Here is a 17,266-nt window from a genome sequence, read left to right on the forward strand (position 1 = left end):
CCACGGATTTCCGGGAACTGGCGCACCGCCACCCCAACCTGATGGCCTACTCGTTCGGCCAACCGGACTTCATCCAGCCCGAAGACCCCTTCTGGGCCGCGCTCACCGCGATCCTGGACGCCGCCGGGGTCCCGCACCCACAGATCCCACAGGTCGCTGCCGTCATGTGCGCCGTCGTCATCGGCGTCCTCACCGCCGAACTCAACGGCGCACTCCACCAATGGTCGAACCTCACACCCGCCGGCCCCGCCGCCGGCGAAGACGGATCTATGGGTGCAGCCCCTGACGGGGACCACATGTTCCGCCTGGTACTGGACACCCTCATCACGGGCCTGGAAAACCGGCTCACCGCCGGCGGTGACGGCCAGGACACCAGCCGTTGAATCCGCGGTGCTGAGCCATTGCGGCCTGGAGCAGCCCCGTGGCCGGGCGAGCGCAGGCCACGGCACACAAGGAGGCATCCATCACACCCGGAAAGGCCGTCTCGATGCGCCCGCTGCAGATACGCGATGCGCTGCGGCTGGGCCGGGCGACCGAGCTGTGGCCCAAGACAGCACTCAGTGTCCTGCTCGCGATGGCCGTGCCAAGTCTGGTGCTGCTGGCCATGGGGCACGTCGGCCTGATGGTGTACACCGTCGGCGGATCCACGTGCGCGCTCTACGGGCACAGCCTGCCCTACGCCGCGCGCGCCCGGGCCCTGGCCTGTGTGGTACTCGGTATGGTCGTAAGCAACGGGGCGGGGCTGGCGACCGCGGCCGCCACCCACAGCACCGCAGTCCGGGTCGCTGTGGCAGCCCTCCTTGCTGCTGCCCACAAGTTCGTGTGCGACGCCACCCGGATCGGACCGCCGGGCAACGTCGTCTTCACGTTCGTCGCCGCCGGCTGCGCCTTCCTCCCGCAGCGCTTCGCCGACATCCCCGGCCACCTCGCGCTCACCCTTGCCGCGGGGTCGCTCGCCTGGACGGTGTGCATGGCCCCCGGCCTCGTCCGGTCCCAGGAACCGGAGCGTCTGGCGGTGGCCAGGGCCCTGAACGCTGCCATGCAGCTCGCTCGCACTCCCAACGACGACCCCGACCACACCTCCGCCTGCCGAGCCGCGGCCACGACAGCAGCCGAAGCCTGGCGCACGGTGTCGCTGGTACCCACCCACTCCCCCGAGCGCCAGACCCTGGCACTCCTGCTGACCCGCGCCGAATCCGGCAACACCGACCCCCGGGAACTCGCCCGCTGGGCGAGACTCCTGCGCACAACCACGCCGCTACCCGATCTCCTTTCGCCCCACCCGAAAGACGATCAGGTCACCGACCCCGGCACCGCACTGAGCGCCGACGGGAGCAGACCATGCCGCCATGGATCGCTGAATCGGTGTCACGTCGACCTGCCCAGCGCCCTGCGACCCGGTTCGCACCTGCTGCTCCTCAGCGCTCGGGTCGCGGTCGGCTGCGCTCTGGCCGGCTGGGCGTCCATGGCATTGGGCGTCGGCCGCCCCTACTGGGCCGTGGTCGCCGCCGCCTCGATCTTCCAGTCCAACCTGGCCCTCACCTGGCGACGCGCCCTCAACCGGGTCTTCGGCAACGTCGTCGGCCTCGCGTTGTTCGCGGCTCTGCTGCCGATCACCCGCGCCGGCGCACTCGCCCTCATCCTGGCCGTCCTGTTCTTCCAGGTCGCCACCGAGGCGACGATCAGCCGCGGCTACTGGCTCGGCCAGGTCTGCATCGTCCAAATGTCTTTGCTGATGCCCCAATTCGCGCATGCGCAGCCGGCCGGCGAATTGCTCATGGATCGAGCCCTTGACACCCTCACGGGCTGCACGCTCGGGCTGCTCGTTGCCCTCGCGATCACTGACCGCCGAGCCGTGGACCGCGCCAAAAGCGCCCTGGCGACGGTGAACGCATCCCATGCGGCCGCCGCCCGGTTGATGGCCCAACCATCCGCCCCCGACCCCGCCGATCTCGTCCATGCCCGCTGCCGTCTGGCGAGCGCCTTGGCCCAGTTGCGTGAAGCCACCGAAGTAGCCTCCGGCGAGTGGCGGCAACGCACCCTGCCCCAAGAACGCATCGCTGCCGCCGAACACGAGAGCCGCCAGATGCTGACCCTTCTGGCCGGGTCACTTTCCGCGGGCCCCCCTCGATGAATATCGACCCCACTGGGACGCTGCGGAGACCGTCAGGGTTGCCGCGGTGAAGGCTCACCAGTTGGATTAGTGAAGCGTAATGAACCCGTGGCAGAGCGCTACGCGCACGCCCGGCGCCCAGGCGACGTCGGGCACCCTCCTCGGTCGGGCCTCGCGGCCCGGTCGACCAGCGTCCGAAGGGAGGGAGTGTCTAATCATGATGACCGTACAGTCCCGGTCACGATCACGGACGCGCGTTCGTAACGGCCGGAGATGAGTTGGAAGAACAGGTTCGTTGCTTCCGGTTCGAACGGGATGTAGCCGACCTCCCCATCAATCACCAGCACCGGGACGCGGGTGAGACGGAGCAGTTCGTCGACTCGCATCAGGGTGGGGCGACGCCCCATCGCGCAGCGACGCCCGAAGGGCGCCCTTGACTGGCCGTCCTGTCACGCACCCTCCGAGATCGGGCGGCCCCGGCTCTCCTCCTGCACATGACCCTCTTCGGGTGGGGACGTATGTCTGTACCTGGGTGGCCGCGTTCAGGTGTACGCCGACACCACGAGCACGATCGTCGCCCGCTGGCGTGCCTGGTGCGGGGTCTTGTGGCCGTAGGCCATCTTCTTGAGCCGGTGGCGCTCGGCAGCGGTCGGTTTCAAGGGCACGGCGGAGCACACGGGCATGGAAGGAGAGCGGCCTCTCTATGCGTGGTGAGAACGGAGTGGCGGGGCCGGCTTCCCGCACGGGCCGTCGGTTCCCCAGGGCCACAGCCTGAGCATCGGACCCGGTGAACCTTCCAGGTCAGAGCCAAATTACTCGTCAGGCGTTGGAGTGAACGCCGATGCCGCCGGAGACGGTGAGGTTGTCGCCGGTGATGTAGCCGGCGGCGTCCGAGGCGAGGAAGACCACGGCTTCGGCGATGTCGGCGGGAGCGCCGACGCGGCCGAGCGGGACGTCCCGGGCCCAGGAGTCGATCATTTCCTGGGAGACACCCATCTTGCTGTAGACAGGGGTGTTGATCATTCCCGGGCTGACCGCGTTGACGCGGATGCGGCGGGGGGCGAGTTCGAGCGCGAGTGACCGCATGAGGGGCAGCAGAGCGCCCTTGGCGGCTGTCATCGCGGCCCCGAGCACTTCGGCGGCGCCCACGGTGAACACTACCGAGGCGCCCTCGTTGAGGAGCGGCAGCGCCTTTTGCAGGGTGAAGAAGTTTCCCTTGACGTTGATGTCGAACAGGGCGTCGAAGGCGTCTTCGTCGGTTGATTCGATCGGGCCGGGGCGGGAGATGCCCGCGTTGAGGAAGAGCAGGTCGAGGGAGCCGAGTTGCCAGCGCGCCTGGTCCATCGCCCGGTCGATGTCCGGCAGGGACCGTGCGTCGGCCCGGACAGCCGTGACGTCTTCGGGAAGTCCGGTGTCGGCGACATTGCCGAGGCCGGTGACCATGACGCGATAGCCGCGGCAGTGGAGTAGTTCGGCGGTCGCCTTGCCGATGCCGCTGGTTCCACCGGTGATCAAAGCTGTGGGTGCAGGCATGATGCGCTCCTTTGCGTACTTCTGGGCGGGGGTGAGCGGCTCTGCCCGTGGGCAGTAGGCGGTGCTGCGCCACCATCCCTGGCAGCGTACGACAGTCTGGCAGTGACTGCCAACCACGACGTGACTGCCGGCCTGGCAGTGCTGGGCTAGTCTGGTGACATGAAGCAGGAAGCCAAGTCAGCGACGGGCGCACCGACCACGCTGTGGGACCGGACGCGGCAGCTGGCTTCCCAGGAGATCCTCGAGACGGCGCTGCGCCTGTTCACCGAGCAGGGCTACGACGAGACGACCATCGCCCAGATCGCCCGAGAGGCCGGCGTCTCCCAGCGCACCCTCTTCCGCTACTTCGGCGCCAAGGAGGACCTTCTCGGCGGCGGCCAGGACCGGTTCGGGCAGGTCCTGATGGACACGATCAGTGAACAGCCCGCCGATGCCGGTGTCTGGGAGGCCCTGCGCGCAGGGGTGGCTGCCGTACTGGCCTTGCACGACAGTCGAGAACAGGCCCTGGAGCGGTTCCGCCTCCTGCACAACACCGCCTCACTGCGTGCCGGTTGGCTCGAAAAGCGACTGCGGTTCCAGGAGAACCTGCTGCCGCTCATCGAGACCCGTATGGACGCAGCTACCGGCAATGAGGGCGCGAAGGCCCGCGCGGTGATCGCGACGGCGTTCGCATGCCTGGATGCCGCATCGATGACGTGGGTCGCCAACGACGGCAAGGGAGAAATCATCGACCTATACGACGAGTGCATGGCTGCGGTGCGCGGCTGACCCGCAGCGGCCAACCAGCCCGGAAACCGTGACGGAAACTGGGCACATCCGCTGCCACGGACCAGGTCCGCATCCGGATCTCCCAGCTGGCTACAGATGGGCCACGCTGGCGTCACGCGCAACGACACCGGTGGCACGTCCGCTCCGCTACCTGGACTCCACAAGACGAGTGCTCAAGTCAACCCCCGAAGGACTTCCGGAGCCGACCACTAAGCATGGATGTCAGCGGTCGCGGTGATGGCGGACGAAGGGGCGTGCAACGGATCCCTCAGGGTTTCCGTGGCCACACGCACAGCGCAGGGCGCGGCGGAGGCCGGTGATTGGGACGCGAGCCGCACACGGCTGCCGGCATGAGTACGCCCATTCGCCCGGTAGTTGGGGGAACCTTCTCAGCCTTCCGTGAGCAGGTTCGCCAGTTCGGTGTCCCACTCGATGCGCCTGGATTCGGTGCCCCGTGGCACCAGAGCCTGTGTGTGCTGCAGGAAGGTCTTGACATCCCGCTTTGGAACTTCGAGCAAGGCGGTGCCCGCGGAAGACGTGAGGGCGATGTACATCGCGTGGTCACCGCGGCCGACGGCCGACCAGATCCGGACGTCTCCTTGGCCTGCACACCCCTTCAGGCCATCGGCCAGAAGGTCACGCCCCAGGACCCATTCCACCGGCTCGTCGTCGCTGTCGGCGGTGAAAAAGGCGGCATGGACGACATAGGGATCACTGGGCTCGTACCGCAGACGCATGCGCATGGACAGCAAGTAGTTGCGCTCGATGACGAGCTGCACGGCCACCCCCTGTACCAGGGTCTTCAAAGACTTCATGGGCTTTCACTCCAAGGCGCCTCTGCCTCGGCTGTGCCCACGTCCCGGATCGCGCTTGGCCGGCCTGGGGAGGCATCGAAGAGAGGCGTTACAGCAGGGTCCGGGCGCTGGTCGGCATCTGCGCACTGCAAGGTTCGTGGCGTCGCAGCGATGGGGCGATGTGAGCCTGCGGCATGCGGTGGATGACCGCAGGCAGGCGTGAGGGGACACGCCCTCACCGGGCGGTTGCCTGGGCGGCGGGCAGGGACCGCTGGTCCCTCTGGCGGTCGCCTCCCTGCCGCCGGCGGGCGTCACGGCGATGCGTGCGGCCTGGGCCCATGAGCGCAAGCGGCGCCTGACTCACCAGTCACCGTGGTTGCGGTCGTGGTGGTGCCGGTTCCGGCCGTCGTGCTCGTAGCGGTTCCAGTCGTACCGGTGGTGGGACCTGTCGGACTTCCCGTCGCATTCCCTGTCGTCCCAGCGGTAGGAGTGAGCGTCGCGACCGTGCCAGGCAGAGTCGGTGGCGCTGTCGTCGTGGTGCCAGCCGCGGATGCGGTCCCAGGTGTAGCCCTCCTCGAGCAGGTACCCGACACCGTGGTCCCACCGGTAGTCGGTGGCCTTGGCGCTGACAGCCGGACGCTGGGCGTGCGTGGTCACAGGAGTCGCGGCCGAAGCGGCGCCCCCCGCACCGAGAACGGCAACACCCGCGACCAGCACGGAGCAAGCAGTGACAGAGAGGCGCTTCGTGAGCTTCTTCATGGTCTTTCCTTCCGGATCGGTGCGGTCTGCACCATCGGTCGCTGTGCAGGCGATGTGATGCGCCTGGAACTGGCGAGCAAGCTTTTCCATACGCCGCATGAAAGCTCTCTCCCAGTAGTACCATACGACGTATGGAAACGTCGAGGGCATCCCGCCGAAGAAGGTCCAGGTCACGGTGATCTGCCGCCCTCTCGGCGTGCCGCGCAAGGACGAGCCGCCGTTTCGAGCCTGGTCCGATGCCCTGGTCACAGCCGCCGACATCCGGCCTGAAGGAGGTCTCCACCGAGAGGGGCAGGGTGGGCGATCAGGCGCGCGGCGAGGCGGGCTGGCACTTGGTGGACCTCGCCGGGCAGCGCGGCGGCAGTCCGAGCGGTGGCATACTCGCCACCTTCGCCGGCGAGCCGGGTCCGCCCTGCGCCTCACACAGGAGGGACTGACTGCGGGGCGCGAGTCACGCGTCCCAGCCGTCCTGCCTGCCGGCCGTACGACTCAGACGCGGGAGGCCGCCTCGCAGCCGGTGGGGCCCTGCTCACAAGCTCGCCCCGTAGTTGACGCGGCGGCAGGAAGGGGGCGCCGGGCGAGGTCACGGGCCTCCTGTGGGGAGAGGCCAAGCATATGCAGAAGCAGCTCGGCCATCTTGCCTGCCGCGTGGTCGCTGACGGCCTCAGGCCGGTGGAGCCACAGCTCCAGGAGCGCCAGCAGGCTGCCGTTCAGCACGGTCAGCGCGACGACCGGGTCGACCACCCTGAAGCGGCCCGTGGCCATGCCCTGCTCCACGTCGCGCTTCGCGCGCGGAGCCAGTCCGTAGCCGGCGCATATGCGGCCCAGCCCGCTGTGGCACAGGATCCGCATGATCTCCGGGTGCGACTCGGCCAGGCGCGCGCCGAGCCGCACGCCCCCGGCAAGGCGCTCGGCGGGATCACTGATGCCGTGCAGGCGCTTGTCGATGGCTTGCGCGTACTCCTCCAGCGCATCGGCCACGGCCGCATCAAAGAGATCCGGCTTGCCCGTGAAGTGGTTGTAGAAGGAGCCGAAGCCCACGTCCGCACGCTCCGCGATGGCGCGAATGCTGGCGCTGGTGTCGCCGGACTCGGCCAGAATCGTCCGCGCGGCGCGGATGAGTGCCTGCCGGGTCTCGGCCCGACGGCGTTCGAATCGGTTCCTGGGTGAGACCGCCATTGACGGCACCCCTTGACAAGAGCACCAGTTCTGATGAATCCATCATGACACTGGAAGCCTCGACCGTCCACCCCGGACCCTGCCGCATCCGGGCCCCGCAATCACCGAGGCACTCCCGGCAGGCGAGGGCAACCTCCGTGGCCATATCTGAGGATTTGATCAGTTCTGGCGGCTTGAACGGGAAAGTCGGTCGGTCGTATCTGCCAGCCAGAAATGGACAAAGCACTCCAACCTGATGGGGCGCAGCGGTGGACCGCTCAGCCCAGCGACGAGATCGCGTGCGCCACCGTTCCACCACGGCTACAGGTCGTCCGCCGCGCCACATCGCCGGCGCTCCCTCACGCCGCCCACCCTGGCCCTATGCCACTCGCCGCGACCCACGTCGCTCCTGGCCGCGCGCCAGAACCCTCCGCACCCGAGGCGCCCCGGTCCTCGACGTCACCGCGTCCCCGTGCGAAGCGGTCGGATTCGGTCGCGTCGGGGGCGACGTGGTCCGGTCCGGCTTCGTACTGGCCTTGGTCGTCGGGTCGGTGGCTCACAGTTCCGTTCCCGGCATGCTGCTCGTGTTGGCCCTCGGGGAGCTCGGGCCGGTCTGTCGGCTCATGCCACTCATAGGGCTCGTGTTGCTGATGGGCGTCGCTGCCCCGGGAGGCGGCGCGACGCTCCTGGTGGCCGCTCATGCCGGTGCCCCCATGGCGATACGGAGCGCCGCTATGCCGCGCGAGCCGTAGGCCTTCACCGACCCCAGCGAGATCCCCAGTGTCTCCGCGACCTGGGCCTCGGTCATGTCCGCGAAGTAGCGCAGCACCAGGACCTCGCGCTGACGCCGCTGGAGGCCCTTCATCGCCTTGATCAGCGAGTCGCGCTCCAGCTGGTCGTACGCGCCTTCCTCGGCGCTCGCCATGTCCGGCATGGGCTTGGAGAGCAGCTTGGGTCCGATGATGCGGCGGCGCAGTGCCGCACGCGACAGATTGACCACGGTCTGACGCAGGTACGCGAGCGTCTTCTCCGGGTCGCGGACGCGCTTGCGTGCCGAGTGGACGCGGATGAACGCCTCCTGGACGACGTCCTCGCAGGACGCGGTGTCGTCGAGGAGGAGCGCCGCCAGCCCGAGGAGGGAGCGGTAGTGGGCGCGGTAGGTCTCGGTGAGATGGTCGACCGTGGTGCCGGCCACCGCCGACTCGTCCGCTCTCTCGCGCTGATTGGGGATGCGGGCAGGCCGCGCTGGGGGCATGGGGGCGATCACCGGCATGCCGCCGGGCAAGCGGGGACGACTGGGTGGACGCAGGGCCGCGCCCCTCGTCCGTACCGCGGTGCATTCGAGTACCTCTGCCACGTCAGGTGGACACCGCCGCGATGGCCCGGATGCCGGCGCTGGCGCCGCCGGACTCGGCAAGGATCGTCCGCGCGGCGCGGACGAGCGCCTGCCGAGTCCCGGCCCGACGGCGTTCGCATCGGTTCCTGGGGTGTGGCCGACATCGGCGACACCCCCATGACAAGGGCAGCAGTTCTGATGAATCCATCATCGCATGTGAGACATCGGCCCTCCACCCCGGGGCGCGTCGCGTCCCGGCTCGCCGCCGCATGGGCTCCCGGCCGGACGGAAACCGCCCGGCCTCCACGCCGCCCCATGTAGTCATATCTGATGACCTGATCACTTCTGGGGTCTTGACAGCAAAGCGGGGTGCACCTGATGATTTCATCAGAAATGGACAAAGCGTTCTAAGTCGGATGTATGCCGCAGCAGTGGATCACTCAATCGGCGGCGAGGTCCCGCACTAGATCGCACGCCGGGGGCGGCCGGGCCGCCGCGCCACATGCCGACGCTCCCCCACACCTCCGCACCGATGGGATCAACCCCGCATGACGAAGACCGACCACATGCCGCTCGCCGAGCCGGCGAGCTCCAGCGAGATACCCGACGCGGCGATCGCGATGATCGATGCCGAGGGGACGGTGGTGGCATGGACGCAGGCCGCTCAGCGGCTTGTCGGGCACTCGGCCAGGGAAGTGGTGGGCCGATCCGCGCTCCAGGTGCTGCCGCCCTGCGAGGACGCCCCGAGTGCATCGGCGGTCTTCGAGCAGTGCCGTGCTCAGGGTGGCTGGTCCGGCACCGTGGCGGTCCGCCACCGCGACGGCCGCACGCTCACCATGACCCTGCGGGTCTCGCGGCTGTGGGGACAGGGCGCCGCCACCCGGTGGCTGGTGTCCGGGGCCGACGTAGGCGCGCTCTCCTCGGGAGCGACGGACGGATCGGTACGCGAGTCGCTGCTGACCCACGCACCGATCGGCATCGTCGTTCGTGACCTGCAACTGCGCTGCACGTGGGCGAACGACGCCATGGAGAGCCACGACGGAATTCCTCGTGACCGACGGTTCGGGCGCCGCCTGAAGGATTCGCTGCCCGGTTTCGAGGCCGAGGCGCTGGAGGTGGTGATGCGGCAGGTATTGGAGAGCGGCACCACCATGGTCCACGAATACCGGGCGTGGCCGCCGGCCGATCGGCGCCGGGAGCGCGTGTTCTCGGCCTCGTTCTTCTGCCTCCAGGACGCGGACGGCACGCCGCTGGGGGTGTGCTCTTTGAGCGTGGATGTCACCGGCAACCGGCGGGCGCGTGAGCGCCTGGCCATCCTCAGCGAGGCCAGCACGCGCATCGGCAGCACCCTCGACGTCATGCAGACCGGGCAGGAACTGGCCGAGCTCGCCGTGCCCCTGCTGGCCGACCACGCCGTCGTCGATCTGGTGGAGTCGGTTCCGCTCGGCGTGGAGCCCTCGGCACGGATCGGTACCACGAGCGGCCGCCTGCCGCTGCTGCGCCGTGCCGGCCTGGCCACCATCGACCCGAATATCCCGGAATTGCCTTTTGTGCGGGAAGAGGTGGTCCACCCCCACCCGAACTCGTCGTTCGCCGCCGTCCTGCGCATGGGCCGCTCTCACCTGGAACCGGTGCTGGACACCCATGCCGGCCCGTGGGTCGACCACGACCCGGTGCGGGCACAGAAGGTGCGCGACAGCGGAATCCACTCGCTCATGATCGTACCCATCCGTGCGCGGCACTGCGTGCTGGGACTGGCGCTGTTCGGCCGCTCCGAGGAACAAAAGCCGTTCCAGGAGGACGACCTGCTCCTCGCCGAGGAGCTGGTCACCCGGGCCGCGCTCTGCCTGGACAACGCCCTGCAGTACGCGCGTGAGCGCACTGCGGCCCTCACCCTGCAACGCGACCTGCTTCCCCACCGGGTGCGGGGCGGTGCCGCCGTCGAGGTGGCCTCGCGCTATGTGCCGGCCGATATGGACCACGGCGTGGGGGGTGACTGGTTCGACGTGATCGAGCTGTCCGGCGCCCGGGTGGCCCTCGTCGTCGGCGATGTCGTCGGGCACGGCATCAACGCCGCGGCGGCAATGGGCCGGCTGCGCACCGCCGTCCGCACGCTCGCGGACGTGGATCTGCCTCCTCATGAGCTGCTGGCGCACCTCGATGACACGGTCCGGCGGCTGAGCGAGGAAGACGACGATCCGGACCACGTCCCGGCTGTGGTGGGTGCCACCTGCCTGTATGCCGTCTATGACCCGGTCACCCGGCGGTGCACGATGGCGCGGGCCGGGCATCCCCCGCCCGCCATCATCGCCCCGCAGGGGCAGGTCGTCTTTCCCGACCTGCCGGCCGGATCCCCCCTCGGCCTCGGCCTGGGGCTGGTCCCCTTCGAGTCCGTGGAACTGGAACTGCCCGAAAAAAGCCTGCTCGCGTTCTACACCGACGGTCTGGTCGAGTCCCGCGACGAGGACATCGACGTCGGCCTGCACCGCCTGGGCGCCGCCCTGGCACAGCCCGGTGCGCCCCTGGAGGACCTGTGCTCGCGGGTGATCGAGACCCTGCCGACGCAGGCACCGGCCGACGATGTCACCTTGCTCCTTGCGCGGACCCGCGCACTCGAGCCGGCCCAGATCGCCTCGTGGGAGCTGCCCAGCGAGCCGGCCGCGGCCCGTATCGCCAGACAGGCGGCTGCCCGCCAGCTCAGCGCATGGGGGCTAGAGCACCTGGCGACCAACGTGGAGCTCATCGTCAGTGAACTGGTCACCAACGCCATCCGCCACGGCCAGGAACCCAACCGCCTACGGCTCATCCAGCACCAGGTGTTGACGTGCGAGGTCTTCGATGGCAACACCAGCCACCCGCGCCCCCGTCATCCCCGCATCCTCGACGAGAACGGCCGCGGCCTCTTCCTCGTCGCCCAGCTGTCCCGCAGGTGGGGCTCCCGCTCCGCGACGGACGGCAAGGTCGTCTGGGCCGAACAAGACCTGCCCGCACGGCCGTCGCCTGATGCGCGCCGACCCGGCGACGACTGCTTCGTGAGCACCGACCTCAAGGCGCCGCCAACGCCGCCGCAGGCGCTCGGAGGGACGTGTAAAAAATGAACGCTTACGCAAACAACGCCGCAACGGTCGATTCCGGTGGCACCGGCAGGGCGCACACCTTCGGCGGCGTGGCAGCCGCCGTGCTCGACCACCAAGGCGCGGTGGTGCGGTGGAGCAGGGCGGCACAGGACCTGACGGGGGTTACCGCCGAGCAGGTCTGCGGCCACCCTGTACTGGAACTGGTGGCCGACCTCCCCGACGATCTGCGCAATGCCCCGCAGATGCCGGCATCCGGCCGGGCACGGCTGCGGCACCAGTGCGGCAACCTCATCGACGTCACTTTCCGAACCATCGAAGTGGAGAGCTCGGCCGAGTTCCTCCTTCTCGCGGTCCCGACCCACCACGTCGCCGACCACGAGCAGCACGAGCAGGGCGCAGCACTCCTGCGCGCACTGTCCGCACAGAACCGGATCACCATCGCCCTGCACGACACAAATCTCGCCACCGTGCAGACCAACGCCATGCCGGGCACCTTCGACGGCCATCCCGTGCAGCCCGGCACCCGGCTGTGCGACGTGCTGTGCGCCGAGGACGCCCAGAACCTCGAGGCAGTGCTGCGGCAGGTCCTGGAGACGGGCGCCCCGGTGGTCCGCACAAACCAGCACGTGCGCTGGCGGAACCAGCCCGCGCAGCAGCACGCACTGTCTGTGTCCGCCTTCCCTCTGGAGGACGAAAGGGGACGCCCCACAGGGGTCGCGGCCCTGTACATCGACAGCACCGACGCGCAGCGCGCCCGCCGCAATCTGGATCTCGCCCGCGAGGTGGCCGAGCAGGTGGGAAGGTCCCTGGATGTCGTGCGCACCGCACAAGACCTTGCGGACGTACTCGCACCCGCGTTCGGAGATCTCACCGCAGTCGTCCTTGCGCAGTCCGTGCCCGACGGCGACGAACCACCCAAGCAGCTGGGCGGCGGAGATCTCCGTCTGTGCACCGCGGCCCTGGCGCCGACCACCGCCGCGTGGCCGGCCGGCAGCAAGCGCGGCGCCCCCGTCCCCCCACTGGCCGACCATCCCCTCCTGCGCAGCTCCCAACACGGCAAGACCGTCGTCTATGGCCGTGACGACTTCATCGCCCTGATGGGCGGCCCACAACCGGCCGAGTCCGTTCTCCCGAACGACGCCCATGCGGTGATGGTGGCGCCGCTATACGCCCGCGGCCTCACCCTCGGAAACATCGTGGTCTGGCGCACCGGCCAATCCGACCCCTTCACCGAGGACGAGACGGATCTCATGACACAGATCGCCTCACGGGCCGCGCTCGCCATCGACAACGCCCGCCGCTACACACGCGAGCACAAGGCGGCCGTGGCACTGCAGCAGCGCCTCCTCCCCCCGGCCACCACCGACACTCCGGCAGCCGAGACCGCCGGCGTCTACCTGCCCGCCGGCGGCGGGGCCGACATCAGCGGCGACTGGTACGACGCCATTGCCCTGCCCTCACTCCGGCTCGCCCTGGTCGCCGGAGACGTGGTCGGCCACGGCATGCCCGCAAGTGCCACCATGGGCCGCCTGCGCGCCGCCATCCAGACCCTCGCCGACCTCGAACTGGAGCCGGACGAGTTGCTCACCCGGATCGCGGACCTGGTCCAGCGCCTCGCAGCCGAAGCCCCACCCAGCGACCACGACACCATCGGCGCCACCTGCCTGTACGCCGTCTACGACCCCGTCACCCAGCGCTGCGCCATGGCCAGTGCCGGGCACCCTCCACCGGTCCTGGTCCGGCCCGACGGGACCGCCGAAACCATCCAGATCTCCCCCGGCCCACCCCTGTCCGTCAGCGGCATGCCCTACGAGACCACCACGATCGACCTCGAACCGGGCAGCATCCTCGCCCTCTACACCGACGGCCTGGTCGAACCAGGCGACCGCGACATCGACCAAGGCCTGCGGCGCCTGACGGATGCCCTCGCCGCGTCCTGCCGTCCGGATCGCGCCCTGGACGAAACCGGCCGGGCCCTCCTCACCGGCCTGGTGGAGGAAGCGCCGCGTGACGACGCAACCCTGCTGCTGGCCCGCACCCGCGCCATACCGGCAAAAGACACTGCTCACTGGGAGATCCCGGCCGATCCTGCCGCCGTCTCCAAAGCACGAGAATGGACCACCCACCAACTCACCCGGTGGGGACTGGACGACCTCCACTTCGCCACCGAACTCATCGTCAGCGAACTGGTGACCAACGCCATCCGATACGGCCGTCCGCCGTCTCATCTGCGCCTGATCCACCACAACGTCCTGGTCTGCGAAGTCACCGACTCCAGCAGCAGCCAGCCCCGCCTGCAGCGGGCCCGCACCACCGACGAAGGAGGACGCGGCCTGTTCATCATCGCTCAACTCGCCGCACGCTGGGGCTGCCGCCACGGCCAGAACGACAAGACGATCTGGTCCGAACAGCTCATCGACTGACCTCCAGCCAGATGCCGCGCAGAGCGCCGCGCGGGCCCTTCCACTACCCCATCAGCCGACAATCCGACCATGATCGACAAATCGGATCGGATTGACGATTACGGAGTAACACATGACGCTCACGGTCCGCGATCCTGCACAGAGGGTTCCACGGCGCGTGCAGGAGCTGCCCCGGGTGCGGCAAGGAGCTAGGTCCTTGAGGTCACTCGCCCACCCGGGTGAGCCGCCGCGATCACGATCCGTGCTGAAAGTCGCCTTGCTGCTCATCGCGACGATCACGCTCATTGATTTTTACGTGCCGCAGTCAGTTCATCTGGGCGACCTGCTGATCATGATGCCTGCGATAGCCGCCTCGTACGCGAACGCGCGGGCGACCACACTGGTCACGATCACGGCCATGGGGGCCCTGATGGCCGTCTGCCTGGTCCACGAGTCGGTGAACCCGCCACAGGTGGCTACCCTGATCGCGACCTCGGTGGCCGTCACGACCGGCCGATACCTGGCCGAACGCAGGCAGCGAGAGCTGGTCCAGGTGCGCGCGGTCGCCGAGACCGCGCAACGCGCCATACTCCCTCCCCTCCCCCACCGACTGGGACCCCTTCGCCTGGCCTCGGTGTACCTGGCGGCAGCGGAGGAAGCATGCATCGGCGGAGACCTGTACACCGCCGTGCGCACGCCCACCGGGACACGATTGATCATCGGCGACGTTCGCGGCAAGGGCCTGCCGGAGCTCGCCGCCTACCTGGATACATGCGTCCGCAGCAACGCAGCCGAAGAAGTGGAACCCGGACAGAGCGAAGACGTGTTCGCCACCGCCACCATCCTCGAGATCCCCGACGACGAGCCCGTCGTGCGGAGCGTCACCTGCGGACACCCCCCGCCGCTCCTCCTGCGCGCGAACAACGTCGTGACCCTGGAAACCAGCCAACCCGCGCCCCCGCTGGGCCTAGGCGCATTGACGCAAACCACCTACCAGCTCGACACCTTCAACCTACGTGCCAAAGAAACCCTCCTCCTCTACACCGACGGCGCCATCGAAGCCCGCAATGCCGACGGCATTTTTTACCCGCTCACCAAACGGCTCACCCCGCACAACCACCGCCAACCCGCAGCGCTCCTCGACCACCTCCGCGGCGACCTTCTCCACCACGTCGGCGGGCGGCTCCACGACGACGCCGCCTTGATCGCCATCGAACGCCAGCCCGGGTGAATCACGCGAGCGGGGAGTCCCACCCCTGAAAGGGCGGGCGCGGCCGGTCAAGCCTCGGGCTTAACCTGGGCTTAACCGATGGTTTCTCCTGTTGAGCGGCTCTGATGGCGGCGTGCTCAGGTGAGGGACGGGTGGGCGCCGGTCCCGGCTGGTGTGCTGTGGTCCCGCCTGCGACGGAACATTGCAGGGGTGTGCTCTTCACCAGGTGTGATGCTGAAGTGGCGGTGCTCCGGCCGCTGGTCATCCCTCCACCGCGCCCGAGGCGTGCGAATTCCGGTGCGGCATAGTGTGGTTCGGCACACGGCCGATGGGATCAATCATGAATCCGGCCGCCCCGCAGTGCGGGGGCAGCACCCAGCCCCGCCCGCGGCGTGCCCGCACTCCCGACGAGAAAGGACGCGGCCTGTTCCTCATCGCTCAACGCGCCGCACGCCGGGGCTGCCGCCACAGCCAGAACGGCAAGACCCTCTGGTGCGAACAGCTCATCGAGCATCCCGGCTGAGCACGATCAGAGCTCGCGGCCGACACGATGTCCGGCTGTGCGCGGCCACCCGTCGGCGCGCTGCTTCCGACCGCGTATTCCGCGCTCGCTGGCGCGCGTCCGGCTTCCTGCAGGGCTCTTGACCATCGTGGAACCTACAGAAAGTCCCAGGCCGGGAATCGGGCGGACGCCTTCTCGCTCAGCTCGGCCCACACCGTCTTGCCCTGTCGGGCGTGGCGTGTTCCCCAGTGCTCGGCGATGTGGGCGACCAGGAGCAAGCCCCGTCCTCCCTCGTCGAAGGTGCGGGCCCGGCGCAGGTGAGGAGTGGCGCTACTGGTGTCGGAGACCTCGCACACGAGGGCACGGTCGTGGATCAGGCGCAGTCGTATGGGAGGGCGGCCGTAGCGGATGGCGTTGGTGACCAGTTCGCTGACCGTCAGTTCGGTGGTGAACTCGAGCTCCTCCAGGCCCCAACTGCTCAACTGCTGGGCGACGTTCGATCGGGCCCGGGAGACGGAGACGGGGTCGGCGTCCACGTCCCAGCTGGCGACTTGCCGAGCTCCAAGGGCGTGGGTTCGGGCCAGAAGCAGGGCGAAATCATCGTGCGGTCGATCAGCCGGCAGCAACGCTCCCAGCACGGTGTCGCACGTGGCCTGCAGGGAAGAGGCGGGCTTGGCGGAGCAGGGCGATGCCCGCTTCGATGTCGTGGCCGCGGGCTTCGATCAGGCCATCGGTGTACAGGGCGAGGAGGCTGCCTTCGGGCAGGTCGAACTCCGCCGCCTCGAAAGGCAGGCCGCGCAGGCCCAGCGGCGGTCCGGGGGCAGGTCGAGGAGGTCGGCGGTTCCGTCCCGGCTCACCATCCCCTCTCTGACATCGTCGGGTGAGACGCCCCGAAATGATCAGATATTGCGGGCGGGCACGACAGGAGCATCACCCGCATGACCAGCACCAAGCCCTCCGGGCAGGATCCCGCGCCGCGGCCGAAGCGGCGCCGCTTCACACCCGAGTACGAGCTGCGGATCGTCGCCGACTACGACGCGGCCCCCACCGGGGACAAGGGCGCCATCCTGCGCCGGGAGCGGCTGTACCACTCGCACATCATCGAGTGGCGCCAGGCCAGGGACGCCGGCGCGCTGGAGAAGCTGACCGACCACCGCACCAGCCCCTCCCGCCCGAAGAAGCACCCTGCAGAGGCCGAGAACGACAAGCTGCGGCGGCGGGTGGAGCGCCTGGAGGAAGTCGCGAAGCGGGACGCCGCGCTGGAGGTGCTGGGAAAAACACACGCGCTCTTGGCTTGACTTTAAACCGATGAAGATCATTTAGCGGCTGTGGGGCTCTCCATTCCCTGATGTCGATGTCGGTTGGTGCTGGTTGTTCTTGCTGGTGGGGGCGGTCTTCCTCTTCCCGACCGGGTAGCGGGTGCGGGGTGGCCGGGTGGTGCCCTTGGGGCGGCCAGGGCCCGCGGTGGCGGGTGGGTGCGTTTCCCGTTGAGTGAGCTGCCGCGGGGTGGTCACGCGGCGACGACGAAGTCCTGCTGGTAGCGGGCGGTGTGCTGCCGTTCGTGTTCGAGTCGACCGTGATATTCCCAGTACGCGTCGAAGTCGCCGTTGTCGA

At 68.9% G+C, this 17,266-nt stretch carries 14 protein-coding genes and 1 pseudogene; 8 read left to right on the forward strand and 7 right to left on the reverse strand.

The window, feature by feature from the left end:
* Together ACFYX0_RS42715 and ACFYX0_RS42720 are read left to right on the forward strand one after the other, a co-directional pair.
* Positions 1-383 (forward strand): WHG domain-containing protein (locus ACFYX0_RS42715; protein ID WP_388979974.1); only part of this gene is annotated, 383 nt, incomplete at its 5' end.
* A 38-nt stretch (positions 384-421) separates the two neighbouring features.
* Positions 422-2,134, forward strand: coding sequence for an FUSC family protein (locus tag ACFYX0_RS42720; protein WP_388979977.1), 1,713 nt, complete (start codon positions 422-424; stop codon positions 2,132-2,134).
* A gap of 194 nt (positions 2,135-2,328) precedes the next feature.
* Here ACFYX0_RS42720 and ACFYX0_RS42725 read toward each other — a convergent pair whose 3' ends face one another.
* Entirely contained in the window at positions 2,329-2,520 is a 192-nt protein-coding gene (locus ACFYX0_RS42725) for an ATP-binding protein (protein ID WP_388979979.1), read from the reverse strand.
* Between the two features lie 412 nt (positions 2,521-2,932).
* Positions 2,933-3,646 (reverse strand): SDR family NAD(P)-dependent oxidoreductase, encoded by a 714-nt coding sequence (locus tag ACFYX0_RS42730; protein ID WP_388979982.1) that lies wholly within the window; start codon positions 3,644-3,646, stop codon positions 2,933-2,935.
* A 159-nt stretch (positions 3,647-3,805) separates the two neighbouring features.
* On the opposite strand from ACFYX0_RS42730, the gene ACFYX0_RS42735 reads away from it, so the two are divergent.
* Entirely contained in the window at positions 3,806-4,414 is a 609-nt protein-coding gene (locus ACFYX0_RS42735) for a TetR/AcrR family transcriptional regulator (RefSeq protein WP_388979985.1), read from the forward strand.
* A 389-nt stretch (positions 4,415-4,803) separates the two neighbouring features.
* Here ACFYX0_RS42735 and ACFYX0_RS42740 read toward each other — a convergent pair whose 3' ends face one another.
* The 4 genes from ACFYX0_RS42740 to ACFYX0_RS42755 all read right to left on the reverse strand — a co-directional run bounded on the left by ACFYX0_RS42740 (position 4,804) and on the right by ACFYX0_RS42755 (position 8,482).
* Positions 4,804-5,193, reverse strand: coding sequence for an SsgA family sporulation/cell division regulator (locus tag ACFYX0_RS42740; RefSeq protein WP_388979988.1), 390 nt, complete (start codon positions 5,191-5,193; stop codon positions 4,804-4,806).
* A 375-nt stretch (positions 5,194-5,568) separates the two neighbouring features.
* Positions 5,569-5,967, reverse strand: coding sequence for a hypothetical protein (locus ACFYX0_RS42745; RefSeq protein ID WP_388979991.1), 399 nt, complete (start codon positions 5,965-5,967; stop codon positions 5,569-5,571).
* A 489-nt stretch (positions 5,968-6,456) separates the two neighbouring features.
* The gene (locus ACFYX0_RS42750; RefSeq protein ID WP_388979993.1) at positions 6,457-7,146 is read right to left on the reverse strand and encodes a TetR/AcrR family transcriptional regulator; all 690 of its coding nucleotides are present in this window, start codon (positions 7,144-7,146) and stop codon (positions 6,457-6,459) included.
* Between the two features lie 676 nt (positions 7,147-7,822).
* Positions 7,823-8,482 (reverse strand): SigE family RNA polymerase sigma factor, encoded by a 660-nt coding sequence (locus tag ACFYX0_RS42755; RefSeq protein ID WP_388979996.1) that lies wholly within the window; start codon positions 8,480-8,482, stop codon positions 7,823-7,825.
* Between the two features lie 527 nt (positions 8,483-9,009).
* Here ACFYX0_RS42755 and ACFYX0_RS42760 point away from each other — a divergent pair.
* From ACFYX0_RS42760 to ACFYX0_RS42775, 4 genes are all read left to right on the forward strand, one after another.
* Entirely contained in the window at positions 9,010-11,559 is a 2,550-nt protein-coding gene (locus tag ACFYX0_RS42760; RefSeq protein WP_388979998.1) for a SpoIIE family protein phosphatase, read from the forward strand.
* Positions 11,556-13,961 carry a SpoIIE family protein phosphatase gene (locus ACFYX0_RS42765; RefSeq protein WP_388980001.1) on the forward strand — a complete coding sequence of 802 codons (2,406 nt, stop codon included), beginning with the start codon at positions 11,556-11,558 and terminating at the stop codon, positions 13,959-13,961. Before ACFYX0_RS42760 ends, ACFYX0_RS42765 begins: the two co-directional genes overlap by 4 nt.
* A 241-nt stretch (positions 13,962-14,202) precedes the next feature.
* Positions 14,203-15,171 carry a PP2C family protein-serine/threonine phosphatase gene (locus tag ACFYX0_RS42770; protein ID WP_388980003.1) on the forward strand — a complete coding sequence of 323 codons (969 nt, stop codon included), beginning with the start codon at positions 14,203-14,205 and terminating at the stop codon, positions 15,169-15,171.
* A gap of 319 nt (positions 15,172-15,490) precedes the next feature.
* Positions 15,491-15,673 carry a hypothetical protein gene (locus ACFYX0_RS42775; RefSeq protein WP_388980006.1) on the forward strand — a complete coding sequence of 61 codons (183 nt, stop codon included), beginning with the start codon at positions 15,491-15,493 and terminating at the stop codon, positions 15,671-15,673.
* A gap of 134 nt (positions 15,674-15,807) precedes the next feature.
* Here ACFYX0_RS42775 and ACFYX0_RS42780 read toward each other — a convergent pair.
* Positions 15,808-16,512 (reverse strand): annotated as a pseudogene (locus ACFYX0_RS42780) (SpoIIE family protein phosphatase); the annotation flags it as partial.
* Between the two features lie 78 nt (positions 16,513-16,590).
* On the opposite strand from ACFYX0_RS42780, the gene ACFYX0_RS42785 reads away from it, so the two are divergent.
* Complete coding sequence (locus tag ACFYX0_RS42785; protein ID WP_388980009.1) at positions 16,591-16,950, forward strand: hypothetical protein; 360 nt, start codon at positions 16,591-16,593, stop codon at positions 16,948-16,950.
* The last annotated feature ends 316 nt before the right edge of the window (positions 16,951-17,266 follow it).

The sequence above is a fragment of the Streptomyces sp. NPDC002573 genome (assembly GCF_042889625.1).
Taxonomy (GTDB): Bacteria; Actinomycetota; Actinomycetes; order Streptomycetales; family Streptomycetaceae; genus Streptomyces; species Streptomyces gibsoniae.

Excerpts from the sequence above, each read along its gene's own strand:
- ACFYX0_RS42730 (WP_388979982.1), bottom strand. The coding sequence starts at position 3,646 with ATGCCTGCACCCACAGCTTTGATCACCGGTGGAACCAGCGGCATCGGC.
- ACFYX0_RS42760 (WP_388979998.1), top strand. The coding sequence starts at position 9,010 with ATGACGAAGACCGACCACATGCCGCTCGCCGAGCCGGCGAGCTCCAGC.
- ACFYX0_RS42765 (WP_388980001.1), top strand. The coding sequence starts at position 11,556 with ATGAACGCTTACGCAAACAACGCCGCAACGGTCGATTCCGGTGGCACC.
- ACFYX0_RS42750 (WP_388979993.1), bottom strand. The coding sequence starts at position 7,146 with ATGGCGGTCTCACCCAGGAACCGATTCGAACGCCGTCGGGCCGAGACC.
- ACFYX0_RS42745 (WP_388979991.1), bottom strand. The coding sequence starts at position 5,967 with ATGAAGAAGCTCACGAAGCGCCTCTCTGTCACTGCTTGCTCCGTGCTG.
- ACFYX0_RS42785 (WP_388980009.1), top strand. The coding sequence starts at position 16,591 with ATGACCAGCACCAAGCCCTCCGGGCAGGATCCCGCGCCGCGGCCGAAG.
- ACFYX0_RS42775 (WP_388980006.1), top strand. The coding sequence starts at position 15,491 with ATGAATCCGGCCGCCCCGCAGTGCGGGGGCAGCACCCAGCCCCGCCCG.
- ACFYX0_RS42735 (WP_388979985.1), top strand. The coding sequence starts at position 3,806 with ATGAAGCAGGAAGCCAAGTCAGCGACGGGCGCACCGACCACGCTGTGG.
- ACFYX0_RS42725 (WP_388979979.1), bottom strand. The coding sequence starts at position 2,520 with ATGGGGCGTCGCCCCACCCTGATGCGAGTCGACGAACTGCTCCGTCTC.